Here is a 20,841-nt window from a genome sequence, read left to right as displayed (position 1 = left end):
GGTTCCATTCTTCTCATCGGCCCAGCGACGTTCTTTGCATGTGGCGATGGGCCTTATATAGGCGGAAAATGCGCGACGACGGATCACTGCCAGTCGGACCTACAGAACGTGCCAGGCACGATCTGCGTCGATGAACACTGTGTCTGCGGCGAACCGGGTAAGGTCATCTGCTGTGCGCTCGGCGAGGAGAAGCCGGGTTGCTTCGAAGAGTGCCGCACCTGCGACGAGTGCGCGGAGGGCACTGCAGAGTGCTCCGGGGTGGTGCCGCCCGGCCGCTGCGAGGGCGACGACGAGTGCCCCGGCCCGCCGGACCCGCGATGCGGCGCGGGGAGGTGCGTGGACGGCGCGTGCGCGGTGGAGATCCACGACGGGCCGCTGGCGTCGCAGATCCGGGGCGACTGCAAGGTAGAGCAGTGCACGACCGATGGCCGTGTGGTCAGCGCGTCGGCTCACGACGTCTACGATGATGGCAACCAATGCACCCTCGACGTCTGCGAGGTCGATGCGCCGCAGCATCTCCTGTTGAACGATGTCACCTGCCCCGCGTCGGGCGAGGGGCGGTGCCACGAAGGCGCCTGCGTGCAGTGCTTCGATGAAGATCCCGCGCTGGCCTGTCCCGGCGGGCTCGCGTGTGATGGCGTCTGGTGCGTTCCGGGGCACTGCGTGAACGACGAGCAAGACGTGGGCCTCGGAGAGACCGGTTTCAACTGCGGTGGCCCGTGCCGCCCTTGTCAGGCGGGCGACCGCTGTCGCGCCGCCGCGGACTGCATGAGCGGCGTGTGCACGAGCGGGAGCTGCATGATCCCGAACTGCAGCGACGGGGTGAAGAACGGCCGCGAGTCCGGCGTCGACTGCGGCAAGCTGTATTGCCCGCGCTGCGAGCCGGGCCGGGGCTGCCAGACCGGCGCGGACTGCAAGAGCGGCGTGTGCTGGGCCGGCGCCTGCGAGGCGCCCACCTGCACGGACGGCGTGAAGAACGGCGACGAGGCCGGCGTCGACTGCGGCGGTGAGGGGTGCGTCGCGCCGTGTCCGGAGTGAGCGTGTCGTCGGCGGCCACCTCGGAGACGGCGACGCCGGGGCTTCCCGGATCACGCCCTGAGCCGTGAGCGTTCACCCGCGGGAATCCCGGTTGACGTCCAATTTCACCGTCAGTAGGACGGCTCGCGTCGTCACGTCGCTCGTCCGCTGGGGGAAAGGGGAGGTACCATGGGCACAAGAGGCTGGCAGGAGATCCCATGGGCGGTCGTGGTCGTCCTCCCGCTCCTCGCCGCGCCGGCGCGCGCAGGAGCGGCCGAGATCAGCGCCGGTGCGAGCATCGGGTGGATTGAGATCGGCGACGATTATCGCCCCTCGGTGGGTCCACAAGCGGCGATATCGTGGCCCTTCGAGCGAGACTTCGTGTTCACGGTCCACGACCTGTGCACCATCCACCTGGGGCCCCAGCACGGCGGGCTCGGTGTCTACAATCAGACGTCACTCGAGGTCGGCGTTGCGTGGGACGAAGGCAATTTCAGTCTGGGGCCATCGGTCGGGCTCTACGACATGCCGTCGTGTGGCGCCGCCTTGTGCGGGCGCGTCGCCGGGGTGGCGATAGGCGGGCATGCGCAGGTCAACTCGTACTTCGCAGGGCCGCTGGGCTGGTCGACGAGCGCCCATGTGCAGTGGCTCGGCGGGGAGAGTCCTGTGCTTCCGGGCCAGGCGGCCTTCGTCGTCGTCGCTGGTCCCGTGCTTCGATGGATCCTCAAATGAACACGAGGAGAGCTGTGTCGTTGATGGCGGACGTCATTCCTCCTCCGCCGCGCCGCTCGCCAGCACCGTCTCTCCACCATCCTTGCCAAGCTCGATGAGCCGGCAGGGCGTCGCCTTCCGGATCCGCTCCGCCAGCGGGCGGGAGTGCGTCGTGATCCACAGCTGGCTCCGGGATGCCGCGTGCACAAGGAGATCCCCGAGCGGCCCGAGCAGATCCGGATGCAGGCTCGTCTCCGGCTCGTTCAGCGCCATCAGCAGCGGAGGCCTCGGGCTCAGCAGCGCCGCCAGGAGGCAGAGATAGCGCGCCGTGCCGTCCGAGAACTCGCGGGCGTCGAGCGGCCGCGACATCCCTGGCAACCGGAGCTCGACGCGGAACCGCCCCTGCGTCGAGGAGACCTCGATGGACGCGCCAGGGAACGCGCTGGAGACGGCGTCCTTCAAGGCGACCCTGTCGCCGATATCGAGGATCGTCGCCAGCGCCGCGGCGAGATCGTGGCCATCGGCGCTGAGCACAGGCGTCCGCACCCCGACCTGCTCGACCCGCAACGGCGCGCCGGCGTCGGTGCGGAAGTGGTGATAGAACCGGAAGTTCATCAGCTGTTGCCGCACCACCGAGAGCAACGGAAAGCGGTGCGGCTCCACCACCTGCGCCAGCACCGACTCCGAGCCCCAGAGCGAGAAGGGAAAGGTCACGCGGTGGCCGTCCGCGTCGCGCGCGAAGGCCGAGCCCGCGGCCCGCTCCAGCATCGGCAGGCGGCGGCGCTTGTCGAGCAACCAGAGGTTCTCTTCCTTGATGTCCGGGTCCAGCTCGAACGGCCCTCCCGGCGGCGGCGTCAGCCCGCACTGGAGCTCGTAGACGAGCTGATCCAGCCGCACCCGCAGCGTCATCCGCACCGGGCCTTTGCTGCGCTGGCCGGCCCAGAGCACCGAGGGCATCCCCCCCTCCTCGGCCAGCGTGCGCGCAAAGGTCCCGCTCGCCGCGGAGCCGAGCAGCACCATGGTGCGATAGAGGTTGGTCTTGCCGACGCCGTTCGGTCCGACGATGACGTTGACCTGCGCGAGGGGGAGGGTCAGCTCGCGGATCGAGCGGTATCCCGCGACGTGGAGCTCCTGGACCGTCATCCCGCCCAGGATAGCCTATCGCGGTGACCGGCCTTGCTACCGCAAGCGGTGCTCGCGGAGCACGTCGGCCGGCACCGCCTCGCGCGCGAGCTCGCAGAGCCGCGCGTGGTGCGTGAAGAACAGCACCTGCGTCGTCCCCGCGAGCTCGCCGAGCACCGCGAGGGCAGCCCGGGCGCGGTCGTCGTCGAAGTGGATCAGGATGTCGTCCAGGATGAGCGGCATCGGCTCGCCCGTCCGCGCGTGGTGCTCGAGGCTCGCGAGGCGCAGCGCGAGGTAGAGCTGGTCGCGCGTGCCGTCGCTCAGGCCCGTCACGTCGACCTCGCGCTGCACCGGCGCCCTCGCGGGCTCTGGCGCTGCGTCCGCGGGCGCCTTCGCGGGCTCTGGCGCTGCGTCCGCCGACGGGTTCGCGGGCTCTACCGCGGCGTCCGCGGGCACCTTGGCGAGCTCCGCCGCGCCGTCCGGCGCGGGCGCCCTCGCGGCCGCTGCCCCGCCGACCCCCGCGCCGGACGCCGCCGCGCGGACGCAGCGGAGGATCGCCTGCTCGCTCTCGTCGTACCCCACCCGGAGGCCGGCGAAGGCGCCCAGCGTCAGGCGGTGGAAGAGCGCGCTCGCGCGCGCCAGGATCGGGCCCTGGTTGCGCTCGCGGTAGCGCTCGATCTCGCGCTCGAGCAGCACCGCGGCGAGGCGCGCCCGCACGTAGCGGCGCACCTCGCCGCGCAGGTGCGAGAGGCAGATCTGCGCCTCCGCGGCGGCCTCCGCGGCGCCCACCGTCGCCCGGAGGTGCTCGCGCTCCTGCTCCAGGCTCCCGAGCGCCCTGTCGATCCGGCGCCGCTCGTCCTCGAGCGCCGCGAGGCGCTCCTCCGCCCGGTCGAGCTCGAGCGCGAGCGCGTCCCGCTCCACCCCGGCGGTCTCCTGCTCGAGCGCGGCGATGCCCGCGCCCTCGCCCGCCTCGAGGAGCTTGCCCTCGTTCTCGACGAGCTCGCGGTCGAGCCGGCGCGCCTCGCGCGAGCGCTCCTCCGCCAGGGAGAGCGCGGCGACGTCGTCGGCGTCGTCACCGCCGCGCGGGACGCCCGCCGCCTCGAAGAGCTTGGCGAGGCGCGCCTCGGCGGCCGCGCGGCGCGCGTCCTGCTGATCCAGCTCGCGGCGCTTGTCGGCCAGGCTCCGCGCGATCTCGCCGCGCTCGCGGAGGTCGGCGCGCGCCTTGTGGTGGCGCTTGATCAGCTGATCGGCGGCCTGATCCGCCGGCAGCGGGGCGAGATCCGGCGCGTGCCGGGACGCGAGCTCCGCGACGTCGGCCCCGAAGGCCCGGGCGTCGCGCTCCATGCCGCGCACCCGGCGGCGCTCGTGGGCGGCGCTGTCCGCCTTGCGGAACAGCGCGCCGAGCTCGTCGAGGATCGCCGTGGCCTCGTCCGCGGAGGCGTCGCCGGGCAGGCCGAGCGGCCGCACGCCCTCGGCCCACTCGGCCCGCCACGCCTCGAGCGCGCGCGTGTGCTGCGCCTGCTCGCGCTCGAGGTCCTCGATCTCGCGCTCGAGCTCCTTGCGCTCCCGCAGGAGCTCCTTGCGCTCCCGGGCCGCGCCCTCGATGGCCGCGAGCTCCTGCTCCGCGGCCTCGACGAGCGCCGGGAGGCGCGCCGGCGCGTCCTCCGGCGCTCCGGCCGCGTCGCCGCGCGAGCCCGCTCCGGCCGCGTCGCCGCGCGAGGCGCCCGGCGCGGCGCGGGCGCCCTGGAGCGCCGCGTGGAGCTCGGCGGCGTGCGCCTGCATCCGGGCCCGCAGCGCCTCGGCCTCGGCCTCCGCGGCGCGCAGCCGGTCGACCGTGGCGGTCAAGGCCGCGTAGCGGCCGAGCCAGCCGCGCATCTCCTCGGGGGAGCGCGGGGCGACGCCCGCGGGCCGCCACAGCTCGAGCCACGCGGCCTCGGCCTCCTCGGCCCGGCGCGCCAGCGCGGCGCGCTCCGCGGCGAGCTGCGCCTGGTCCGCCTGGGCCCGCGCCTCGTCCGCGAGCAGCCGCGCCAGGCGGGCGACCCGGTCGGCCTCGCGGCGCAGCCGATCGGCGAGGGCGTCGGCGGCGCGGACCAGGTCGGCGTAGTCGTCGGGCTTCCCCCGGGCGGCCGGCGGCTCGTCGCGCGCGGCGAGCGACGGCCTGCGCCGCCCCCCGGGCGAGGCGGGCGCGTCCGCGCCGAGGTCGAAGAGCGAGGCGGTGTGGATCGACGCGGCCGCCGCGCGGGCGCCCGCCTTCGCCTGGAGGGCGCGCACCAGCGCCTTGAAGGCGGCGTCCCGGCGCTCGCGCGCCTCCGCGAGGTCGGCCTCCGTGGGGACGGCGCCGGCGCGCTGGAGCGCGTCGATCTCGCGGGCGCTCTCGCGGAGGCGCGCCTCGATCTCGGCGGCGCGCTCGCCGAGCCGCTCGCGTTCCCGGGCGAGCGCGCCCCACTGCGCGGCCGCCTGGTCGACCGTCTCGGGGAGCGGGACGGGCAGGGCGCTCGCCTCGGCCGCGGAGAGCGGCCGGCCTTCGGGCGCGCCGCCCGCGTCGAGGCCCGCCCGCCGCGCTGCATCGTCGACGTCGAGGCGCGCCCGCCGCGCTGCCGCGAGGCCGAGCCGATCGCGCTGCGCGTCGGCGTCGCGGGCGAGCTGCGCCGCCGCGGCGGCGGCCTCGCGGAGGCGGTGCTCGAGGTCGCCCTGCTTCTGCGCGCGAGAGAGCGCGCCTCGGAGCGGGGCGGGGTCCTCGCCCGGCGGCAGCTCGGCCAGCCTGCGCGCGCAGGCGTCGCGCCGCGCGCGGTGCGCCGAGAGCAGCCGCTCCACCTCGCGCGGCTTGGCCTCGGCGGCGCCGCGCTCGCGGGCGAGCTTCTTGATGCGCGCCTCGGTCGCGACGTCGACGCGCATCGCCTCCAGCCGCTCGGGGTCGTCGCCGCCGGCGAGCGAGGCGTCCCGCCCGAGCCTGCGGAGGATCGCGCGCGCGTCCTCCTCGACGCCGTGGAGCTCCGCCCGGACGCGCGGCAGGTCGACGGCGGCCTTGCGGTGGCTGCCGAGCCGGGTCACGAGGCCGTCGATCGCGCCCGCGTCGAGGTCCGCGAGCGACGCGGGGACCTCCAGCGCGGCGTGGCGGGCCTCGAGCTCCGCGATGTCGGCGCGGAGCCGCGAGGCCTGGGCGCTCGCGTCGGCGGCGCGATCCTGGGCGTCCTCGCGGTCGCGCTGCGCGCTCTCGGGCAGCAGGACGACGTGGCCGAGGGCGGCGCGCCGGCCCAGGATCGCGCGCCGCGCCTCCAGCAGCGGGAGCACCCGGAGCGCGCGCCGGAGCCGCTTGTCGGTCGACCGGAGCGCGCGCAGCTCCGCGTCGACGCGCTCCTGCTCGGCCCGCTGCTCGTCGATCTCCTGCCGCTTGCGCGTCCAGTCCGCGGGCGGGTGAGCGGCGCTCCTTGCCCCGTTGCGGGCCGCCTCGAAGGCCTTGATCGCCTCGTTGAGGGGGCGGGTCCTCGCCTGGGGCGTGAAGATCTCGTCCGCCTCCTGGCGCAGCGTGGCGAGCAGCTGATGCAGCCCCGGCCCGCCGAGCCCCGCGCCGAACAGGCTCTGACCGACGTCGCCCTTGCCCTGGAGCAGGGCCTCGGCGCCCTGGCGGAGCGTCTCGTGGGTGAGCCCGAAGGAGGTCCGGAAGAGCTCCTCCGTCACGCCGCCGAGCACCGGCGCGAGCGCGGCGTCGTCGAGGGGGGTGTCGTCCGGGTCGCGCAGCGTCTTCACGCGCCCCTTGCGGCGGACGAGCGCGAGCGCGGCGTCGCCCCTGCCCGCGAGCCGGCCGCCGACGCGGAGATCGGTGTTGTGGTGCAGGTGGGCGTCGGGCGTGATGTGCGGGATGCCGTAGAGCAGGCCGCGGATCGCCCGGAGCGCGGTGCTCTTCCCGGCCTCGTTGGGGCCGTAGACGACGTGGAGGCCCGGCGACGGCGAGGAGAAGTCGAGCCGGAGATCCGTGAAGGGGCCGAACGCGAGGAGGTGGAGCTCTAGGATCTTCACGAGATCGCTTGCCGGGCGCAGGGGGCGGTGCCCTCCCCTGAACGGATAGCAAGTGCGGAACCTCCGGGCGTTGTCAAGCCGCACCGCGCGGCGCAGGGGCGCGTTGCGCAGGTCGTGTCGTGCTGGAAGCGGCGGGCGGACGGCACCGTGCGTCCGCTGAGGCGGCGCTGCGCCACCGCCTCAGCGGGGCTGCGTCGCGGGCGTGTGGAGGAAGGCGCTCCACGAGCCGCGCCGCGGCGCCCTGCCGAGCAGGACCTCGGCGAGCGCCTCGCTGATCGGGAGCCCCGGGTTCCGCTCCAGCCAGAAGAACTCGCCGGACGGGTTGACCTCGAGGAAGACGTGCCGGCCGTCCGGCGTGCGGAGGATGTCGATCGCGCCGTAGTTGAGGCCGAGCTGATCCATCAGCCGGAGCACGCCCGTCTCGACGTCGGGCGGGAGCGTGTCCTTGCGCCAGGCGTCGATGAGCTCGATCCCCTGCCGGCGCCAGTCGACCTCGGCGCCGGGCGCCGCCTGCGAGTCGACCGAGGCCGTGAAGACGCGCTCGCCCACGACCGTGACCCGCAGCTCGCGCGCCTTCGGGATGTTCTCCTGGAAGGTCATCGGGCAGAGCGAGAGCCCCCGCATGTCCGCGAGGTCCTTGGCCTCGAGGGCGTTCGTGAAGACCACGTGCTCCTCGCCGTCGCGGTAGACGGCGAACGACGAGAGCATCTTGGCGATCACCCCGCCCGGGCAGGTCGCGGCGAAGGCCCGCGCCGCGTCCGCGTCGTTGGTCGTGAGCGTGCGCGGCGTGTCGAGGCCGACCTCGCGCGCGATGTCGAGCTGCACCTGCTTGTTCGACGCGAAGCGCACCGCCGGCAAGGGGTCGACCTGCGGGACGCGGAACGCCGCGAGCATGCCCTCCGCGGTCTGCTTCGCCTCCTGAATCGACGCGCTCCGGAGCTGCGGATCCATCGACGAGGGCAGCCTGGCGCCGTAGGCGACCCGGCGATACCAGACGGCGGTCACGTCGCCGAGGTCGAGCGCGCCGTCCCGGGTGGTCAGCGTGGAGCGGCCCGCGCCGTCCCCCGACGAGAGCGAGAGCCGCGCTCCCGCCGGGTAGGCGTCGGTGTCGAAGCGGAAGGCCTGGCCGCCCAGCCTGGCGATCGCGGCGGCGACGCGGTCGATGCACTCGTTGTCTTCGCTGTGCGTGATGATGAGGACTGTCACCGGTTCTCCGTCGGAGCGAGCAGCGCCTCCGCCAGCGCGTCGGCGATCGGCAGCCCGAGATCCCGCTCCAGCATGCCCCACTCGCCGGCGGGGTTCACTTCGAGAAAGACGTGCTCTCCGTCCGGCGTCCGGATGAGGTCGACGGCCCCGAAGACCAGCCCGAGGGCGCGAAGGAGCGCGCCGAGCTGCGCTTCGACGTCGCGCGGGAGGGCGTCCGGCTCCCACCCGATGCCGATCTCGCTCACGTCCGGGTGGCGCCAGTCGACAGCGACCGACTCGTAGCGGGTCGCGTCGAGCGCGCCCGGGAAGCACCGGCCGTCGACGCAGGCGACGCGCAGCTCGCGCGCCTTGGGGATGCGCTCCTGGAAGATCATGGGGCTCTGGCGCAGCCCGGAGAGGGCGTCGAGGTCGGCCTCCGCGACGGCGTGCGTGAAGACGAACGGCGCGCCGCCGGAGAGGCTTGTCGAGAAGGGCGTGAGCATCTTGGCGACCACGTTCCCCCCGAGGCGCGCGAAGAGGCCGCGGACCTCGGCCGGGTCGTTCGTCACCACCGTGTCGGGGATGCGAAGGCCAACCGACGCCGCCGCCGCGAGCTGGCGCAGCTTGTCCTGGGCGCGCTCCTCGGCCGCGGGCTCGTTGATCCAGCGCCGCGCGGGGAGCCCGCGCAGCCAGCCGGTCAGCGCCGCCATCGACTCGCGCACGCACGCGCCGCGGTACTCCTCGGGGATGCCCTCGCCGAGGTTCGGCGCCCAGAGGCGCCGGAGCCAGACCGCGGAGATCTCGTCTCCGCCGATCTCGGCCCCGGCGTCCTCCAAGCGGCGGCGCACGCCGCCCGGCCCGAGCGCCGTCGAGAGCGTGATGTCGCGAGGGAACCGGTCGACGTCCAGGCGGACGGGGCGAGCGCCGCGCCTTCGCAGCGCCTCCGCCACGCGCCCGATCCCGAAGTCGTCCTGTGAGTGCGAGACCAGGAGGACGCTCGCGCTCGCCATCGTCACGTCAGGGTGCCTCTCTCGCACGGGCGCGGGCGGTCCATGCGGTGCTCAGGTCTCGTCGCCGTCCGAAGGGTACTTCAGCGTGGTGAAGATGGGGTCCTTCCCGCCGCCCCCGCCGTCCTCCTGGTCCGACGGGTACTTCAGCGTCTGGAAGGGCGGCCTGCCGGCCTTGACGCCGGTACGGACGCGCTTCTGATCCTCCAGGAAGCGAGCGAAGAACGGCACCGCCTCGGCGTCGTCCTTCTGCTCCTGCTGCTCGGGCTCACGGTTGTCGATATCGGCCATGGGATACCTCCAGATGGTTGCGTTGCCGCGGCGACGGAGCCGCCGAGGGCAAGAGGGCTAACATAGCGAGCAGCCAGGCGGGGGCGCAAGCCCGGGCGCGATCTTCAACGCTTTCCAGCACAATTGCAGCGGCTCGACGTCGCAATTCCGCCATCCCGTGATGCTGCGATTCCGCTGTTGCGGCGATCTTTCAATCTCGGGCGCTTAAAGGTGTTGAATCGTGTTGAGCTTGATTACGCGTGGTCGCGGGGTCGCGTGTTGTTACGGGGTTACGCGGCTACGGGATGTTGCGGGCGATTTCGGTGGGTTCCGCTCGGCCGCGGGCGGTTCCCCGCCGCGCGGCGTTCGCGGTTCACTTCAGGGCCAGATCTTCGTCGCCGTCGGAGGGGTACTTCATGGTGACGTTCTCATCCCTGTCCGACGGGTACTTGAGGGTCTGGTAGATGCCGCCGGCTTTGACGCCGGTCCGGATGCGCTTCTGATCTTCCAGGTAGCGAGCGAAGAAGGGCACCGTCTCCGCCTGCTCCGTTTGCTCGTTCTGCTCGCCATCACGATCGATATCAGCCATGGGGGACCTCCAGATGGAATGGAATGACTATCTCGCGGCAGAGCCGCGGAGGAGAGCATTCATTCAATCGGTCCGCGCCGCACGTGAAGTTTTGCGAGGCTCATCGCCTTTACCCGGGCGATGGGTGCGACTTCCTGCGCATCCTTCGCTCGTGTACCTTGGCGCGACCCCTCATGCCCGCCGGGTTCTCACGCTCGATCCACGCGATCGCGACCGACGGCCATCGCGGCTCGATCGTCGGCGCCGCGATCGGCGCGCTCCTGCTCGGAGGCTGGCTCGCGTGGTTCTTCCTCGCGCGCGTCGGGCAGTACGAGGCGAGCGTGAGCGCGCGCCTCGAGGTGGGGCAGGCGGCCCACCGCGTCGAGGCCCCCCTCGGCGGGAGGGTCGCCGCGGTCCGCCTCGACCTCCTCGGGGCCGAGGTCGCCGCGGGCGACGTCCTCGTCGAGCTCGACGTGGAGCCGCTCCGCCGCGACATGGACGACAAGCAGGCCCGGCTCTCGGCCATCGCGGGGCAGATGGGGCCGCTCCGGGCCGAGATCGCGGCGCGCTCGCGGGCGCTGCGCGACGGGGCGGAGGCGGCGCGTGCGCGCATCGACGAGGCGAAGGCGCGGCTCAAGGAGGCGGAGGCGGGCGCGCGCTTCCAGGAGCTCGAGGCGGCGCGGGCCGTGCGCCTGCGGCAGGACGGGCTCGTGTCCGAGGCCGAGGCGGCGCGGCTCGCGGCCGAGGCGCTGTCGCGGCGCTCGGCGACCGAGGCGCTCGACCGCGCCGCCGCGCGGGCCGGCGTCGAGCGACGCACGGGGCAGAGCGAGCAGCAGGCCGAGCTCGCGCGGCTCGACCGCGAGGCGGCCTCGCTGGAGGGGGAGCGGCTCGTGCTGGAGGCGACGATCGCGGGGCTGCTCGCCGAGATCGAGCGGCGCAAGATCCGCTCCCCGATCGCCGGGCGGGTCGGTGAAATCACGGTGCTGCGGGCCGGCTCCTTCGTGCGCGAAGGGGACGTCGTGGCCGCCGTCGTCCCGCCCGGCGAGCTCAGGGTGATCGCGGAGTTCCCGCCCTCCTCCGTCGGGCGGATCCGCGCGGGGCAGGCGGGGCGCCTGCGCCTCGACGCGTTCCCCTGGACCGAATACGGCACGCTGGCCACCACCGTCGAGCGCGTCGCCAGCGAGGCGCAGGAGGGCCGCATCCGCGTGGAGCTCGGCGTGCGCCCCGATCCCGCGTCGCCGATCCCCATGCAGCACGGGCTGCCCGGCAACGTCGTCATCGAGATGGAGCGCGTCTCGCCGGCGTCGCTCGTGCTGCGGGCAGCAGGGCAGATCGTGCGGGTCCGCGGCGGAGCGGACGGGTGAGCCAGGGGACGGCGGGCGCCGATCGACGATCTTCGCCACGATCCGCGCCGGAGCGCGCAGCGAGCGCCGATCCCCGCCGCCGGCCGCCGAGCCCGAGGCGGAGGCTCCTCGCGCCGGAGGTCGTGCAGACGTCGGCGATGGATTGCGGGCCCGCCACGCTCAAGTGCGTGCTCGAGGGCTTCGGCGTCGGCGTGAGCTACGGGCGCCTGCGCGAGGCCTGCCAGACCGACGTCGACGGCACCTCCATCGACACCCTCGAAGACCTCGCGGAGCAGCTCGGGCTCGTGGCCCAGCAGATCCTCGTGCCGCCGGAGCACGTGCTCCTCGACGAGGCGCAGGCGCTGCCCGCCCTGGCGATCGTGCGGCAGTCGACCGGGCCGCTCCACATTGTCGTGATCTGGCGCCGGCACGGGGGCCTCGCGCAGATCATGGACCCGGGCACGGGGCGGCGCTGGGTCACGCGACGGCAGCTCGAGGCCGAGCTCTACCAGCACGAGCTGCCCCTGTCCGCGGCGGACTTCCGCGCGTGGGCCGCGAGCGACGGGTTCACGCGGCCGCTCGGGCGCCGGCTCGCGTGGCTCGGCGCAGGGACGCGGTCGATCGAGGCGGCGCTGTCGGACCGGGACTGGCGAGCGATCGCCGCGCTCGACGCCGGCGCGCGCCTGGTCACGTCGCTCGTGCGCTCCGGCGGCCTCGGGCGCGGGCGCGAGGCAGCGCGCGTGCTGGGCGCGCTGCTCGACCGAGACGCCGAGGCCTCCCGGGAGGAGATGATCCCGCCCGGCTTCTGGACGGCGCGTCCGGGGCCGGCCGACCCGTCCGGGGAGGAGATGGTCCTCACGCGGGGCGCCGTGCTCGTGCGGATCCGCGGGCGGCGGCCGCTCAGCTTCGCCCGCGCGCCGGCAGGCCGCGACGGCGCGCCGGGCGCCTCCGCCCCCGAGCCCCCGGTGCACGCCGAGGCGGCTGCTCGCGGCGGCGGCGAGGCGGCTCGCGGCGAGGCGCGCCTCCCCCCCGACCTCGCAGCCGCCCTCGCGGAGCGCGAGATCCCGCCTGCGCGCGCGCTCCTCCGGATGATCCGCGAGGACGGCCTGCTGACGCCCGCCGTGCTCGCCGGCGCGCTCTTGCTCAGCGTCGCGACGGTGGTGCTGGAGAGCCTCCTCTTCCGGGGCCTGCTCCAGATCTCGAACGATCTCGCGCTGTTCGAGCAGCGCCTCGCCGCCCTCATCGCCCTCGCGGCGTTCCTCGCGGTGGAGCTCGCCCTCGATCTCTCGCTGACCTCGGGGATGATCCGGCTCGGGCGCCACCTCGAGGTCCGGCTGCGGATGGCGTTCCTCGCGAAGATCCCGCGCATCGGCGATCGCTACTTCCAGAGCCGCCCGGCCTCGGACATGGCGCAGCGCGGCCACAGCTTGCACGTGCTCCGCGGCCTGCCCGCGTTCGGCGGCCAGATCGCGCGCTCGGCGCTCGACCTCGCGGTGACCACGGCCGCGATCGTCTGGATCGATCCCGGGAGCGCGCGCCTCGCCGTGCCGGGCGCCGCGCTCGCGCTGGCGCTGCCGTTCGCGGGGAACCGCGTCCTCGTCGAGCGAGACCTGCGCGTCCGCACCCACGCCGGCGCGCTCACGAGCTTCTACCTCGACGCGCTCCTCGGCCTCGTGCCGATCCGGGCGCACGCGGCGGAGCGGGCCGTGCGGCGCGAGCACGCGGGGCTGCTCGGGGAGTGGGCGCTCGCCGGCCGCGCGCTCCTCCGCGCCGCGCTCGCCGTCGACGGGGCGCAGGCGCTGATCGGCTTCTCGCTCGCCGCGTGGATCCTCGGCGATTTCCTCGCCCGCGGGGGCGCCCTCTCGCGCGCGCTCCTGCTCTTTTACTGGGCGCTCGCGCTGCCCTCCATCGGGCAGGCGCTCGCGAGCACGCTGCTCCAGTACCCAGGGCACCGCAACACGGCGCTGCGCTTGCTCGAGCCGCTCGGCGCGCCGGAGGAGCTGCGCGCCGGCGCCCCCGCGCGCGCGCCCGCGGCAGCGGCGCCGCCTGCGCAAGGGGCCGCCGGCGGCGCGGGCTGCGCGATCACCTTCGAGCGCGTGCGCATCCAGGCGGCCGGCCACGTGATCCTCGACGGGGTGGATCTGAAGATCGCGGCGGGCAGCCACGTGGCGATCGTGGGCTCCTCGGGCGCGGGGAAGTCGAGCCTCGTCGGGGTGCTGCTCGGCTGGCACCGGGCGAGCGAGGGCCGGGTGCTCGTCGACGGCCGCCCCCTCGACGGCGAGCGGGTGCGCGCGCTGCGCGAGGAGACCGCGTGGGTCGACCCGGCGGTCCAGATCTGGAACCGATCGTTCCTCGACAACCTCCGCTACGGCGCGCCCGACGACGCGGCCGACTTCGGCGCCGTCGTCGAGGAGGCCGAGCTGCGCGAGGTGCTGGAGCGGCTGCCGGAGGGGCAGAAGACCCTGCTCGGCGAGGGCGGAGGGCTCGTCTCCGGCGGCGAGGGGCAGCGGTTGCGCCTGGGCCGGGCGATGCTGCGGAGCGAGGCGCGGCTCGCGATCCTCGACGAGCCGTTCCGCGGCCTCGACCGGGAGCGCCGCCGGGCGCTGCTCGCCCGGGCGCGGCGGCGCTTCCGGCGCGCGACGCTCCTGTGCGTCACCCACGACGTCGGCGAGACGCGATCGTTCGAGCGGGTGCTCGTCGTGGACGGCGGGCGCGTGGTCGAGGACGGGGCGCCGTCCGAGCTCGCGGCGCGCCCCGGCTCGCGCTACCGCGCGCTGCTCGAGGCCGAGGCAGCGGTGCAGCGAGGGCTCTGGTCGAGCGGCGGGTGGCGCCGGCTGAAGGTCGCGCGCGGGCGCATCGCCGAGGCGGCGGGGGAGGGCGCCGAGGCGGCGGGGGAGGGCGGCGGAGCGCCAGCGGAGGGCGGCGGAGCGCCAGCGGAGGGCCAGCGGAGGTGACCGCCGAGGCGCAACCCGGGTGGGAAGCCCGGCCGGACGGGGCGGAGGCGCAACCTGGGTGGGGGGCGAGGCCGCAACCTGGGTGGGGAGCGCGGCCGGACCAGGCGGTCGATTCGCTCGGCGCCCTCGAGTGGCCGGCGGAGCGCCTCGGCGACGCGCTCGAGGCGCTCGCGATGCAGAGCGGCCTCGGCCCGCGCGCGGTCGCGGCGCCCGTCCCGGCCGCCGGGCACCTCCGCAGCGCGGACGCGCTCGGGGCGTGGATCGATCAGGCCGCGGCGTACCTCGGCGTCGAGGCGGAGCCGATCGCGGCGCGCTACGACGAGATCGGCGAGGCGCTCCTCCGCGTCGCGCCCGCGCTCGTGTGGCTGCGCGACGGCGGGGCGCCCCGCTTCCTCGCCGTCGTGGGGCGCAGGGGGCGCGACCTCGCTGCGCTCCGCGCCGACCGCTCCACGGCGCGCGTCCCGGTCGAGGCGATCGCCGGCCGCATCTGCCGCCCGATCGAGGCGCAGGTGCTCCCGGAGATCGAGCGCGTCCTCGCGCGCGCAGCCGTGCGGCCACGGCGGCGCGCGCGCGCGCGGCGGGCCCTGCTCGACGAGCGCCTCGGGCCGGTGATCGTCGACGGCATCTGGAGCCTGCGCCTGCCGCCGGGCGCGCCGCTCGTGCGGCAGGCCATGGCCGCGCGGATCCCGCGCCGCCTCCTCGGCCTGCTCGCGGCCCACGCGGCGGGCTACACGCTCTGGATCCTGGTGTGGATGACCGTGGGGCGCAGCATCCTCGATGACCACCTCGACGAGGGGTGGCTCGTCGCCGGCGCGCTGCTGCTCGCGACGGTCGTGCCGCTGCGCCAGCTCATGGCGTGGCTGTCCGGCCTCGTCGCGATCGACTCGAGCGCGCTGGTCAAGCAGCGCCTGCTCTCGGGCGCGCTCGCGCTCGACGCCGAGGAGGTGCGCAGCGAGGGCGCGGGCCGCTTCCTCGGCCGCGTGATCGAGTCCGAGGCGATCGAGGGGCTCGCGATGGGCGGCGGCGTCGCGGCGGTCGCGTCGGCGTTCGAGCTCGCGGCGGCGGCGGCCGTGCTCGCCCAGGGCGCGGCGGGCGCGATCCATGCGCTGCTGCTCGTCGCCTGGGCGGCGCTGGTCGTCGCGCTCTGCGTGAGGTTCTACCGGCGGCGCGCGCGCTGGACGGCCGCGCGGCTCGCGATGACGCACGACCTCATCGAGCGCCTGGTCGGCCACCGGACCCGCCTCGCCCAGGAGCGCCACGGCCGCTGGCACCACGGCGAGGACGAGGCGCTCGCCCAGTACCTGCTGCGGTCGCGCGACATCGACCGGAGCCAGATCGAGATCGGCGCGCTGATGCCGCGCGGCTGGCTCATCGCGGGCATCATCGGCCTCCTGCCGCCGTTCCTCGCGGGCACCGGCTCCGCCGGGGCGTACGCGGTGGCGCTGGGGGGCGTCCTGCTCGCGAGCCGCGCGCTCCAGGGCCTGTCGGGCGGCCTGTCGAGCCTCGCCAGCGCGGTGATCGCGTGGGAGCAGGTCTCCACGCTGTTCCAGGCGGCCGCCCGCGGCGGGCCGCCGCCGCCGCCGCTGCCCCCCGACGCGGGGCGATCGCCGGCCCTCGCGCGCGGGGGCGACGCCGAGGCCCGCGCTGTGGTCCTGGAGGCGCACGAGCTGTCGTTCCGGCACAAGGGACGGGCGCGCCCCGCGGTCGTCGACGTCTCGGTGCGGATCGCGGCGGGCGACCGCATCCTGCTCGAGGGGCCCTCGGGCGGCGGGAAGTCGACGCTGAGCGCGCTGCTCTCGGGGCTGCGCGCGCCCGACGCGGGGCTGCTGCTGCTGAACGGGCTCGACCGCCACATGCTGGGCGCCGGCGCGTGGCGGCGCCGCGTGGCGGCGGCGCCGCAGTTCCACGAGAACCACGTCCTCGCCGGGACGTTCGCGTACAACCTGCTGATGGGCAGGCGCTGGCCGCCGAGGCCCGACGACCTCGCGGAGGCCGAGGAGATCTGCCGCGAGCTCGGCCTCGGCGAGCTGCTCGGCCGGATGCCGGGGGGGCTGGAGCAGGTGGTGGGCGAGACGGGCTGGCAGCTCTCGCACGGCGAGCGGAGCCGGCTCTACATGGCGCGCGCGCTGCTGCAGGGCGCCGAGGTCGTCGTGCTCGACGAGAGCTTCGCGGCGCTCGACCCGGAGACGCTGGAGCGCGCGTTGCGCTGCGTGCTCCGGCGCGCGCGCACCCTCGTCGTCATCGCCCACCCGTAGCCGCGGAGAGCGCGCTTCATTGCCTTCCATCGCACGGTCGTCAAGCCCACTTCATGGCCTCTCCCCATCTCGATGGGTCGACTCCTGTCTCGCTCTATCTCTTTCGTGTTCTCGAACACGCGTCGTGGGCAAGGAGGGAGCCCAGCGGCGCGCGAGGTTCAGAGCGACCTCACCTCGCGCAATTTCGCCACACAGACAGCGCTGACCTCGATGTCGGTTTGCCCCTGAACGCTCTCAGGTAGCTCCGTAAGGCACGTTGCGCTCGACAGCTGAGCAGTGACAGCGGTAGCGTCGTCATGTGCAGATCGGCGCTGGACGTCATCTGTGTTGCGCCTAGAATTCATTTCAATGCCGGAATTCAAGACGGAGAGGCGGTTGCCCGTTGGCGCAGAGGTGCTCGTCGGGAAAGGAGTCCACTTCCGTGTCTGGGCGCCGGCCAGGCGCAAGGTCGAGGTCGTCCTGGAGGCCGGGCCGGGGAGCGGCGGGGCCGCCCCGCTGCGGCCCGAGGAGGGCGGTTATTTCGCGGGGCTCGTCGCGTCCGCGGCGAGCGGCACCCGCTACAGGTTCCGGCTCGACGACGGCGAGGCGCTCACTCCCGATCCCGCCTCGCGGTCGCAGCCGGAGGGGCCGCACGGGCCCTCCGAGGTGATCGATCCCGGCGCGTTCTCATGGAGCGACGCGGCATTCCGGGGTGCCCCGCTGAAGGGGCAAGTCGTCTACGAGATGCACATCGGGACGTTCACCCGGGAGGGCACATGGGAGTCCGCCGCCCGCGAGCTGCCGGAGCTCGCGCGGCTCGGCATCTCCCTGATCGAGCTGCTCCCCATCGCCGAGGTCCCCGGCCGCTTCAACTGGGGGTACGACGGCGTGAACCTCTTCGCGCCGACGCGCCTCTACGGCAGCCCGGACGATCTCCGGCGCTTCGTGGACGCGGCGCACCGCGCCGGGATCGCGGTGATCCTCGATGTCGTCTACAACCACCTCGGCCCGGACGGCAACTACATCGGCCAGTTCTCCAAGGACTACTTCACCGATCGTCACAAGACGGACTGGGGAGCGGCCATCAACTTCGACGGCCCGCGATCCGAGGCGGTGAGGGAGTACTTCATCGCCAACGCCGGCTACTGGATCGACGAGTTCCACCTCGACGGGCTCCGGCTCGACGCGACGCAGAACATCTACGATGGCTCGAAGGACCACATCCTCGCCGCCATCACGCGCCGCGTGCGGGAGGCGGCGAAGGGCAAGGAGACGTTCCTCGTGGCCGAGAACGAGTCGCAGGAAGAGTGGCTGATCCGCGCCGCCGAGCGGGGCGGCTACGGGCTCGACGCGATCTGGAACGACGATTTTCACCACAGCGCCAAGGTGGCGCTCACCGGCCGGAACGAGGCCTATTACAGCGATCACGAGGGCTCGCCCCAGGAGCTCCTCTCCGCCCTGAAGCACGGGTTCCTCTTCCAGGGGCAGCGCTATCACTGGCAGAAGCAGCGGCGAGGGACGCCGGCGCTCGGCGTCGATCCGGCCCGCTTCGTCCTCTTCCTGGAGAACCACGATCAGGTCGCCAACACCGCGCGGGGCGAGCGGCTCTGTCGCATCGTGAGCCCGGGCAAGCTCCGGGCGATGTCGGCGGCCCTGCTCCTCGCCCCTGGGACACCCATGCTCTTTCAAGGGCAGGAGTTCGGGTCCTCGGCGCCGTTCCTCTTCTTCGCCGACCACAACCCCGATCTCGCCCCGCTCGTGCGCAAGGGCAGGGCGGAGTTCCTCGAGCAGTTCCCGTCCTGCTCGGCGCCGGAGGTCCGCGCTCAGCTCGACGATCCGAGCGACCCGCGGACGTTCGAGCGCTGCAAGCTCGATTTCTCCGAGCGCGAGCGGAACGCCGCCCTCTACGCCCTCCACGAGGACCTCATCGCGCTCCGCCGGCGCGACCCGGTGATCCGGGCCCAGCGCCCGCGCGGCGTCGATGGGGCCGTCCTCTCGGCCCACGCCTTCCTCCTGCGCTACTTCGGCGACGACGGCGACGACCGGCTGCTCCTCGTCAACCTCGGGCGGGACATCCATCGAGGGTCGTTGCCGGAGCCGCTCTTCGCCCCGCCGCCGGGGCGCCGCTGGGAGACGTCGTGGTCCAGCGAGTCCCCCCGCTACGGGGGCCAAGGCAGTCCACCTGTCATCACCGAGGAGGGCGTCCACATTCCGGGCGAGGCGGCGATCCTCCTCCTCCCCGTGGTCGGGACGCCGGTGCCCGAGAAGACGAGCGCCAACCCGCGCCCGGAGGAGCCTAAGAAGCATGTACGCTGACGAGATCTGCCGGAGGATGGTCTGGTCCCGGGGCGCCGCCCCCACCTCGCAGGACGACGCCGAGCGCGGCTCGGACCCGCTCACGCGGGAATGGCTCGTCACGAACGGACTCGGCGGTTACGCGTCGGGCACCGTCTCCGGCGCGGTGACCCGCCGCTTCCATGGACTGCTGATCTCCGCGCTGCCGGCTCCCTTGGGCCGCACGATGATGCTCAGCGATCTCTCCACCCGGATCTTCACCGCGGAGGACAGGGTGTACCAGGTGGGCGGCCAGGAGCCCTGGCTCGACGACGGCGCCGCGCAGGTCATCGATCTCGCCGAGTTCCGCCTCGAGGCCGGGCTCCCCGTCTGGCGCTACGAGGGCGCGGGGATGGCGATCGAGCGGCGCCTCCTCATGCCCCACGCGCAGAACACGGTCCATGTCACGTACACCCTCGTCGAGGGGACGGGCCCGGTGCGGATCGAGCTCCAGCCGTGGGTGAATTTCCGGCCGCACGAGGGCGCGCTCGATCGGCCGGTGGCGGGCCCCTACGCGCTCACCGTGGTCGAGGATCGCTACGAGCTCGCGTCGCCGGGCGACCTGCCGCCGCTCCGGCTGAAGGTCCAGGGCGCTCGGGCCGAGTTCAGGATCGAGAGCGCCCGCCTGCGCAACGTGCGCTACCGGATCGAGCAGAGCCGTGGATACGACGCCGTCGGCGAGTTCTACAGCCCTGGCCGCTTCAGCCTCGAGCTCCCGGTCTCCGGCAGCGTGACCCTGATCGCGTCCACGGAGGCCTGGGAGACGCTCAACGCCCTCTCCACGGACGAGGTGCAGCGCGCGGAGCGCAAGCGCCGGACGCGGCTCCTGCTCGCCGCGGCGCCCGAGGTCCGCACCGGGCCGGCGGCGGAGCTCGTCCTCGGCGCCGATCAGTTCCTCATCAGCCCCGCGGGCCGCGTCGAGGACGCCGCCCGCGCCCGGGCCGCCGGGGACGAGGTGCGCACCGTCATCGCGGGCTATCACTGGTTCACCGACTGGGGCCGGGACACCATGATCAGCCTCGAGGGGCTGACGCTCGTCACCGGGCGCCACACCGAGGCGGGCTACATCCTCCGCACGTTCGCCCATTACGTGAAGGACGGGCTCATCCCCAACATGTTCCCGGAGGGCAAGAACGACGGGCTCTACCACACAGCCGACGCCACCCTCTGGTTCTTCCACGCGCTCGATCGCTACCTGGCGACCACCGGCGATCGCGAGACGCTCCGGCTCATCCTCCCCACGCTGATCGACATCGTCGAGCACCACACCCGCGGGACGCGCTTCGGCATCCGCGCCGACCCGCAGGACGGCCTGATCCGCCAGGGGGAAGAGGGGGTTCAGCTGACCTGGATGGACGCGAAGGTCGGCGACTACGTGGTCACGCCACGCCGGGGGAAGCCCGTGGAGATCAACGCGCTCTGGTACAACGCCCTGCGCCTCATCGAGCGCTGGGCGCGCGAGTCCGACGGCGACGGCGCGGCGAAGCGCTACGGCGCGGCCGCCGAGCAGGTCAAGGCCTCCTTCAACCGGCGCTTCTGGTCCGAGAAGCACGGCTATCTCTACGACGTGATCGACGGCGAGCAGGGCGCCGACGACGCCTTCCGGCCGAACCAGCTCCTCGCGATCTCGCTGCCTCACCCCGTCCTCGAGCCCGCGCGCTGGAAGGGGATCGTCGATCAGGTGAAGGAGCGGCTCTGGACGCCCGTGGGCCTCAGGTCGCTCGCGCCGGGGCACCCGGACTACAAACCGAAGTACTTCGGCGACCTCCGCGCGCGGGACATGGCCTATCACCAGGGCACCGTGTGGGGGTGGCTCATGGGCCCGTTCATCGACGCCTGGCTGAAGGTGTATCCCACCGATCTCGCCGGGGCGCGGCGCCTGCTCGAGGGCTTCGCGCCGCACCTCGACGAGGCCTGCGCCGGCTCGATCAGCGAGATCTTCGACGCAGAGCCGCCGTTCACGCCCCGCGGGTGCGTCGCCCAGGCGTGGAGCGTGGCCGAGGTGCTGCGCGCCTACGCCAGGACGGCCCCCTCGGGGGGCTGAGCATTCCATCGAATCGTTCTGGAAAAAGTTCACAG

Annotated in this window: 13 protein-coding genes; 7 read left to right on the top strand and 6 right to left on the bottom strand. The window is 74.0% G+C overall.

All coding sequences use genetic code 11. The features are described 5' to 3' along the window. Window positions 1-108: 108 nt before the first annotated feature. Complete coding sequence (locus WMF46_RS38340) at window positions 109-1,038, top strand: hypothetical protein (protein ID WP_437981758.1); 930 nt, start codon at window positions 109-111, stop codon at window positions 1,036-1,038. 168 nt (window positions 1,039-1,206) lie between these two features. Further along, complete coding sequence (locus WMF46_RS38335) at window positions 1,207-1,749, top strand: hypothetical protein (RefSeq protein ID WP_437981757.1); 543 nt, start codon at window positions 1,207-1,209, stop codon at window positions 1,747-1,749. A 33-nt stretch (window positions 1,750-1,782) separates the two neighbouring features. Here the strand turns inward: WMF46_RS38335 and WMF46_RS38330 are convergent, their stop codons facing one another. From WMF46_RS38330 to WMF46_RS38305, 6 genes are all read right to left on the bottom strand, one after another. Next, window positions 1,783-2,871 (bottom strand): AAA family ATPase, encoded by a 1,089-nt coding sequence (locus WMF46_RS38330; RefSeq protein WP_437981756.1) that lies wholly within the window; start codon window positions 2,869-2,871, stop codon window positions 1,783-1,785. A 36-nt stretch (window positions 2,872-2,907) separates the two neighbouring features. Then, on the bottom strand, window positions 2,908-6,867 hold the full coding sequence (locus WMF46_RS38325) for an AAA family ATPase (RefSeq protein ID WP_437981755.1): 3,960 nt from the start codon (window positions 6,865-6,867) through the stop codon (window positions 2,908-2,910). A 180-nt stretch (window positions 6,868-7,047) separates the two neighbouring features. Further along, window positions 7,048-8,073 (bottom strand): MvdD family ATP-grasp ribosomal peptide maturase, encoded by a 1,026-nt coding sequence (locus tag WMF46_RS38320; protein WP_437981754.1) that lies wholly within the window; start codon window positions 8,071-8,073, stop codon window positions 7,048-7,050. Further along, window positions 8,070-9,062, bottom strand: a complete 993-nt coding sequence (locus WMF46_RS38315) for an MvdC family ATP-grasp ribosomal peptide maturase (protein WP_437987987.1) — start codon at window positions 9,060-9,062, stop codon at window positions 8,070-8,072. The genes WMF46_RS38320 and WMF46_RS38315 overlap by 4 nt, the downstream gene beginning before the upstream one ends. A 51-nt stretch (window positions 9,063-9,113) precedes the next feature. Then, complete coding sequence (locus tag WMF46_RS38310; protein ID WP_437981753.1) at window positions 9,114-9,350, bottom strand: microviridin/marinostatin family tricyclic proteinase inhibitor; 237 nt, start codon at window positions 9,348-9,350, stop codon at window positions 9,114-9,116. Between the two features lie 352 nt (window positions 9,351-9,702). Then, window positions 9,703-9,918 carry a microviridin/marinostatin family tricyclic proteinase inhibitor gene (locus WMF46_RS38305; protein WP_437294983.1) on the bottom strand — a complete coding sequence of 72 codons (216 nt, stop codon included), beginning with the start codon at window positions 9,916-9,918 and terminating at the stop codon, window positions 9,703-9,705. A 173-nt stretch (window positions 9,919-10,091) separates the two neighbouring features. Here WMF46_RS38305 and WMF46_RS38300 point away from each other — a divergent pair, with 173 nt between their 5' ends. The 5 genes from WMF46_RS38300 (at window position 10,092) to WMF46_RS38280 (ending at window position 20,806) form a co-directional block, all read left to right on the top strand. Beyond that, window positions 10,092-11,261: an HlyD family secretion protein gene (locus tag WMF46_RS38300; RefSeq protein WP_437981752.1), complete on the top strand. Its 1,170-nt coding sequence runs from the start codon at window positions 10,092-10,094 to the stop codon at window positions 11,259-11,261. Between the two features lie 137 nt (window positions 11,262-11,398). After that, window positions 11,399-14,194: an ATP-binding cassette domain-containing protein gene (locus WMF46_RS38295; protein WP_437981751.1), complete on the top strand. Its 2,796-nt coding sequence runs from the start codon at window positions 11,399-11,401 to the stop codon at window positions 14,192-14,194. After that, window positions 14,191-16,449, top strand: coding sequence for an ATP-binding cassette domain-containing protein (locus tag WMF46_RS38290; RefSeq protein ID WP_437981750.1), 2,259 nt, complete (start codon window positions 14,191-14,193; stop codon window positions 16,447-16,449). Before WMF46_RS38295 ends, WMF46_RS38290 begins: the two co-directional genes overlap by 4 nt. Window positions 16,450-16,797: 348 nt before the next feature. Then, entirely contained in the window at window positions 16,798-18,744 is a 1,947-nt protein-coding gene (gene treZ, locus WMF46_RS38285; protein ID WP_437981749.1) for a malto-oligosyltrehalose trehalohydrolase, read from the top strand. Then, complete coding sequence (locus tag WMF46_RS38280) at window positions 18,734-20,806, top strand: amylo-alpha-1,6-glucosidase (protein WP_437981748.1); 2,073 nt, start codon at window positions 18,734-18,736, stop codon at window positions 20,804-20,806. The genes treZ and WMF46_RS38280 overlap by 11 nt, the downstream gene beginning before the upstream one ends. Window positions 20,807-20,841 lie beyond the last annotated feature (35 nt).

Origin of the sequence: Sorangium sp. So ce117 (assembly GCF_051524395.1) — a bacterium.
Classification (GTDB): domain Bacteria; phylum Myxococcota_A; class Polyangia; order Polyangiales; family Polyangiaceae; genus Sorangium; species Sorangium cellulosum_B.
The sequence above is the reverse complement of the archived record's forward strand: the minus strand, read 5'-3'. Positions and strand labels throughout refer to the sequence as shown.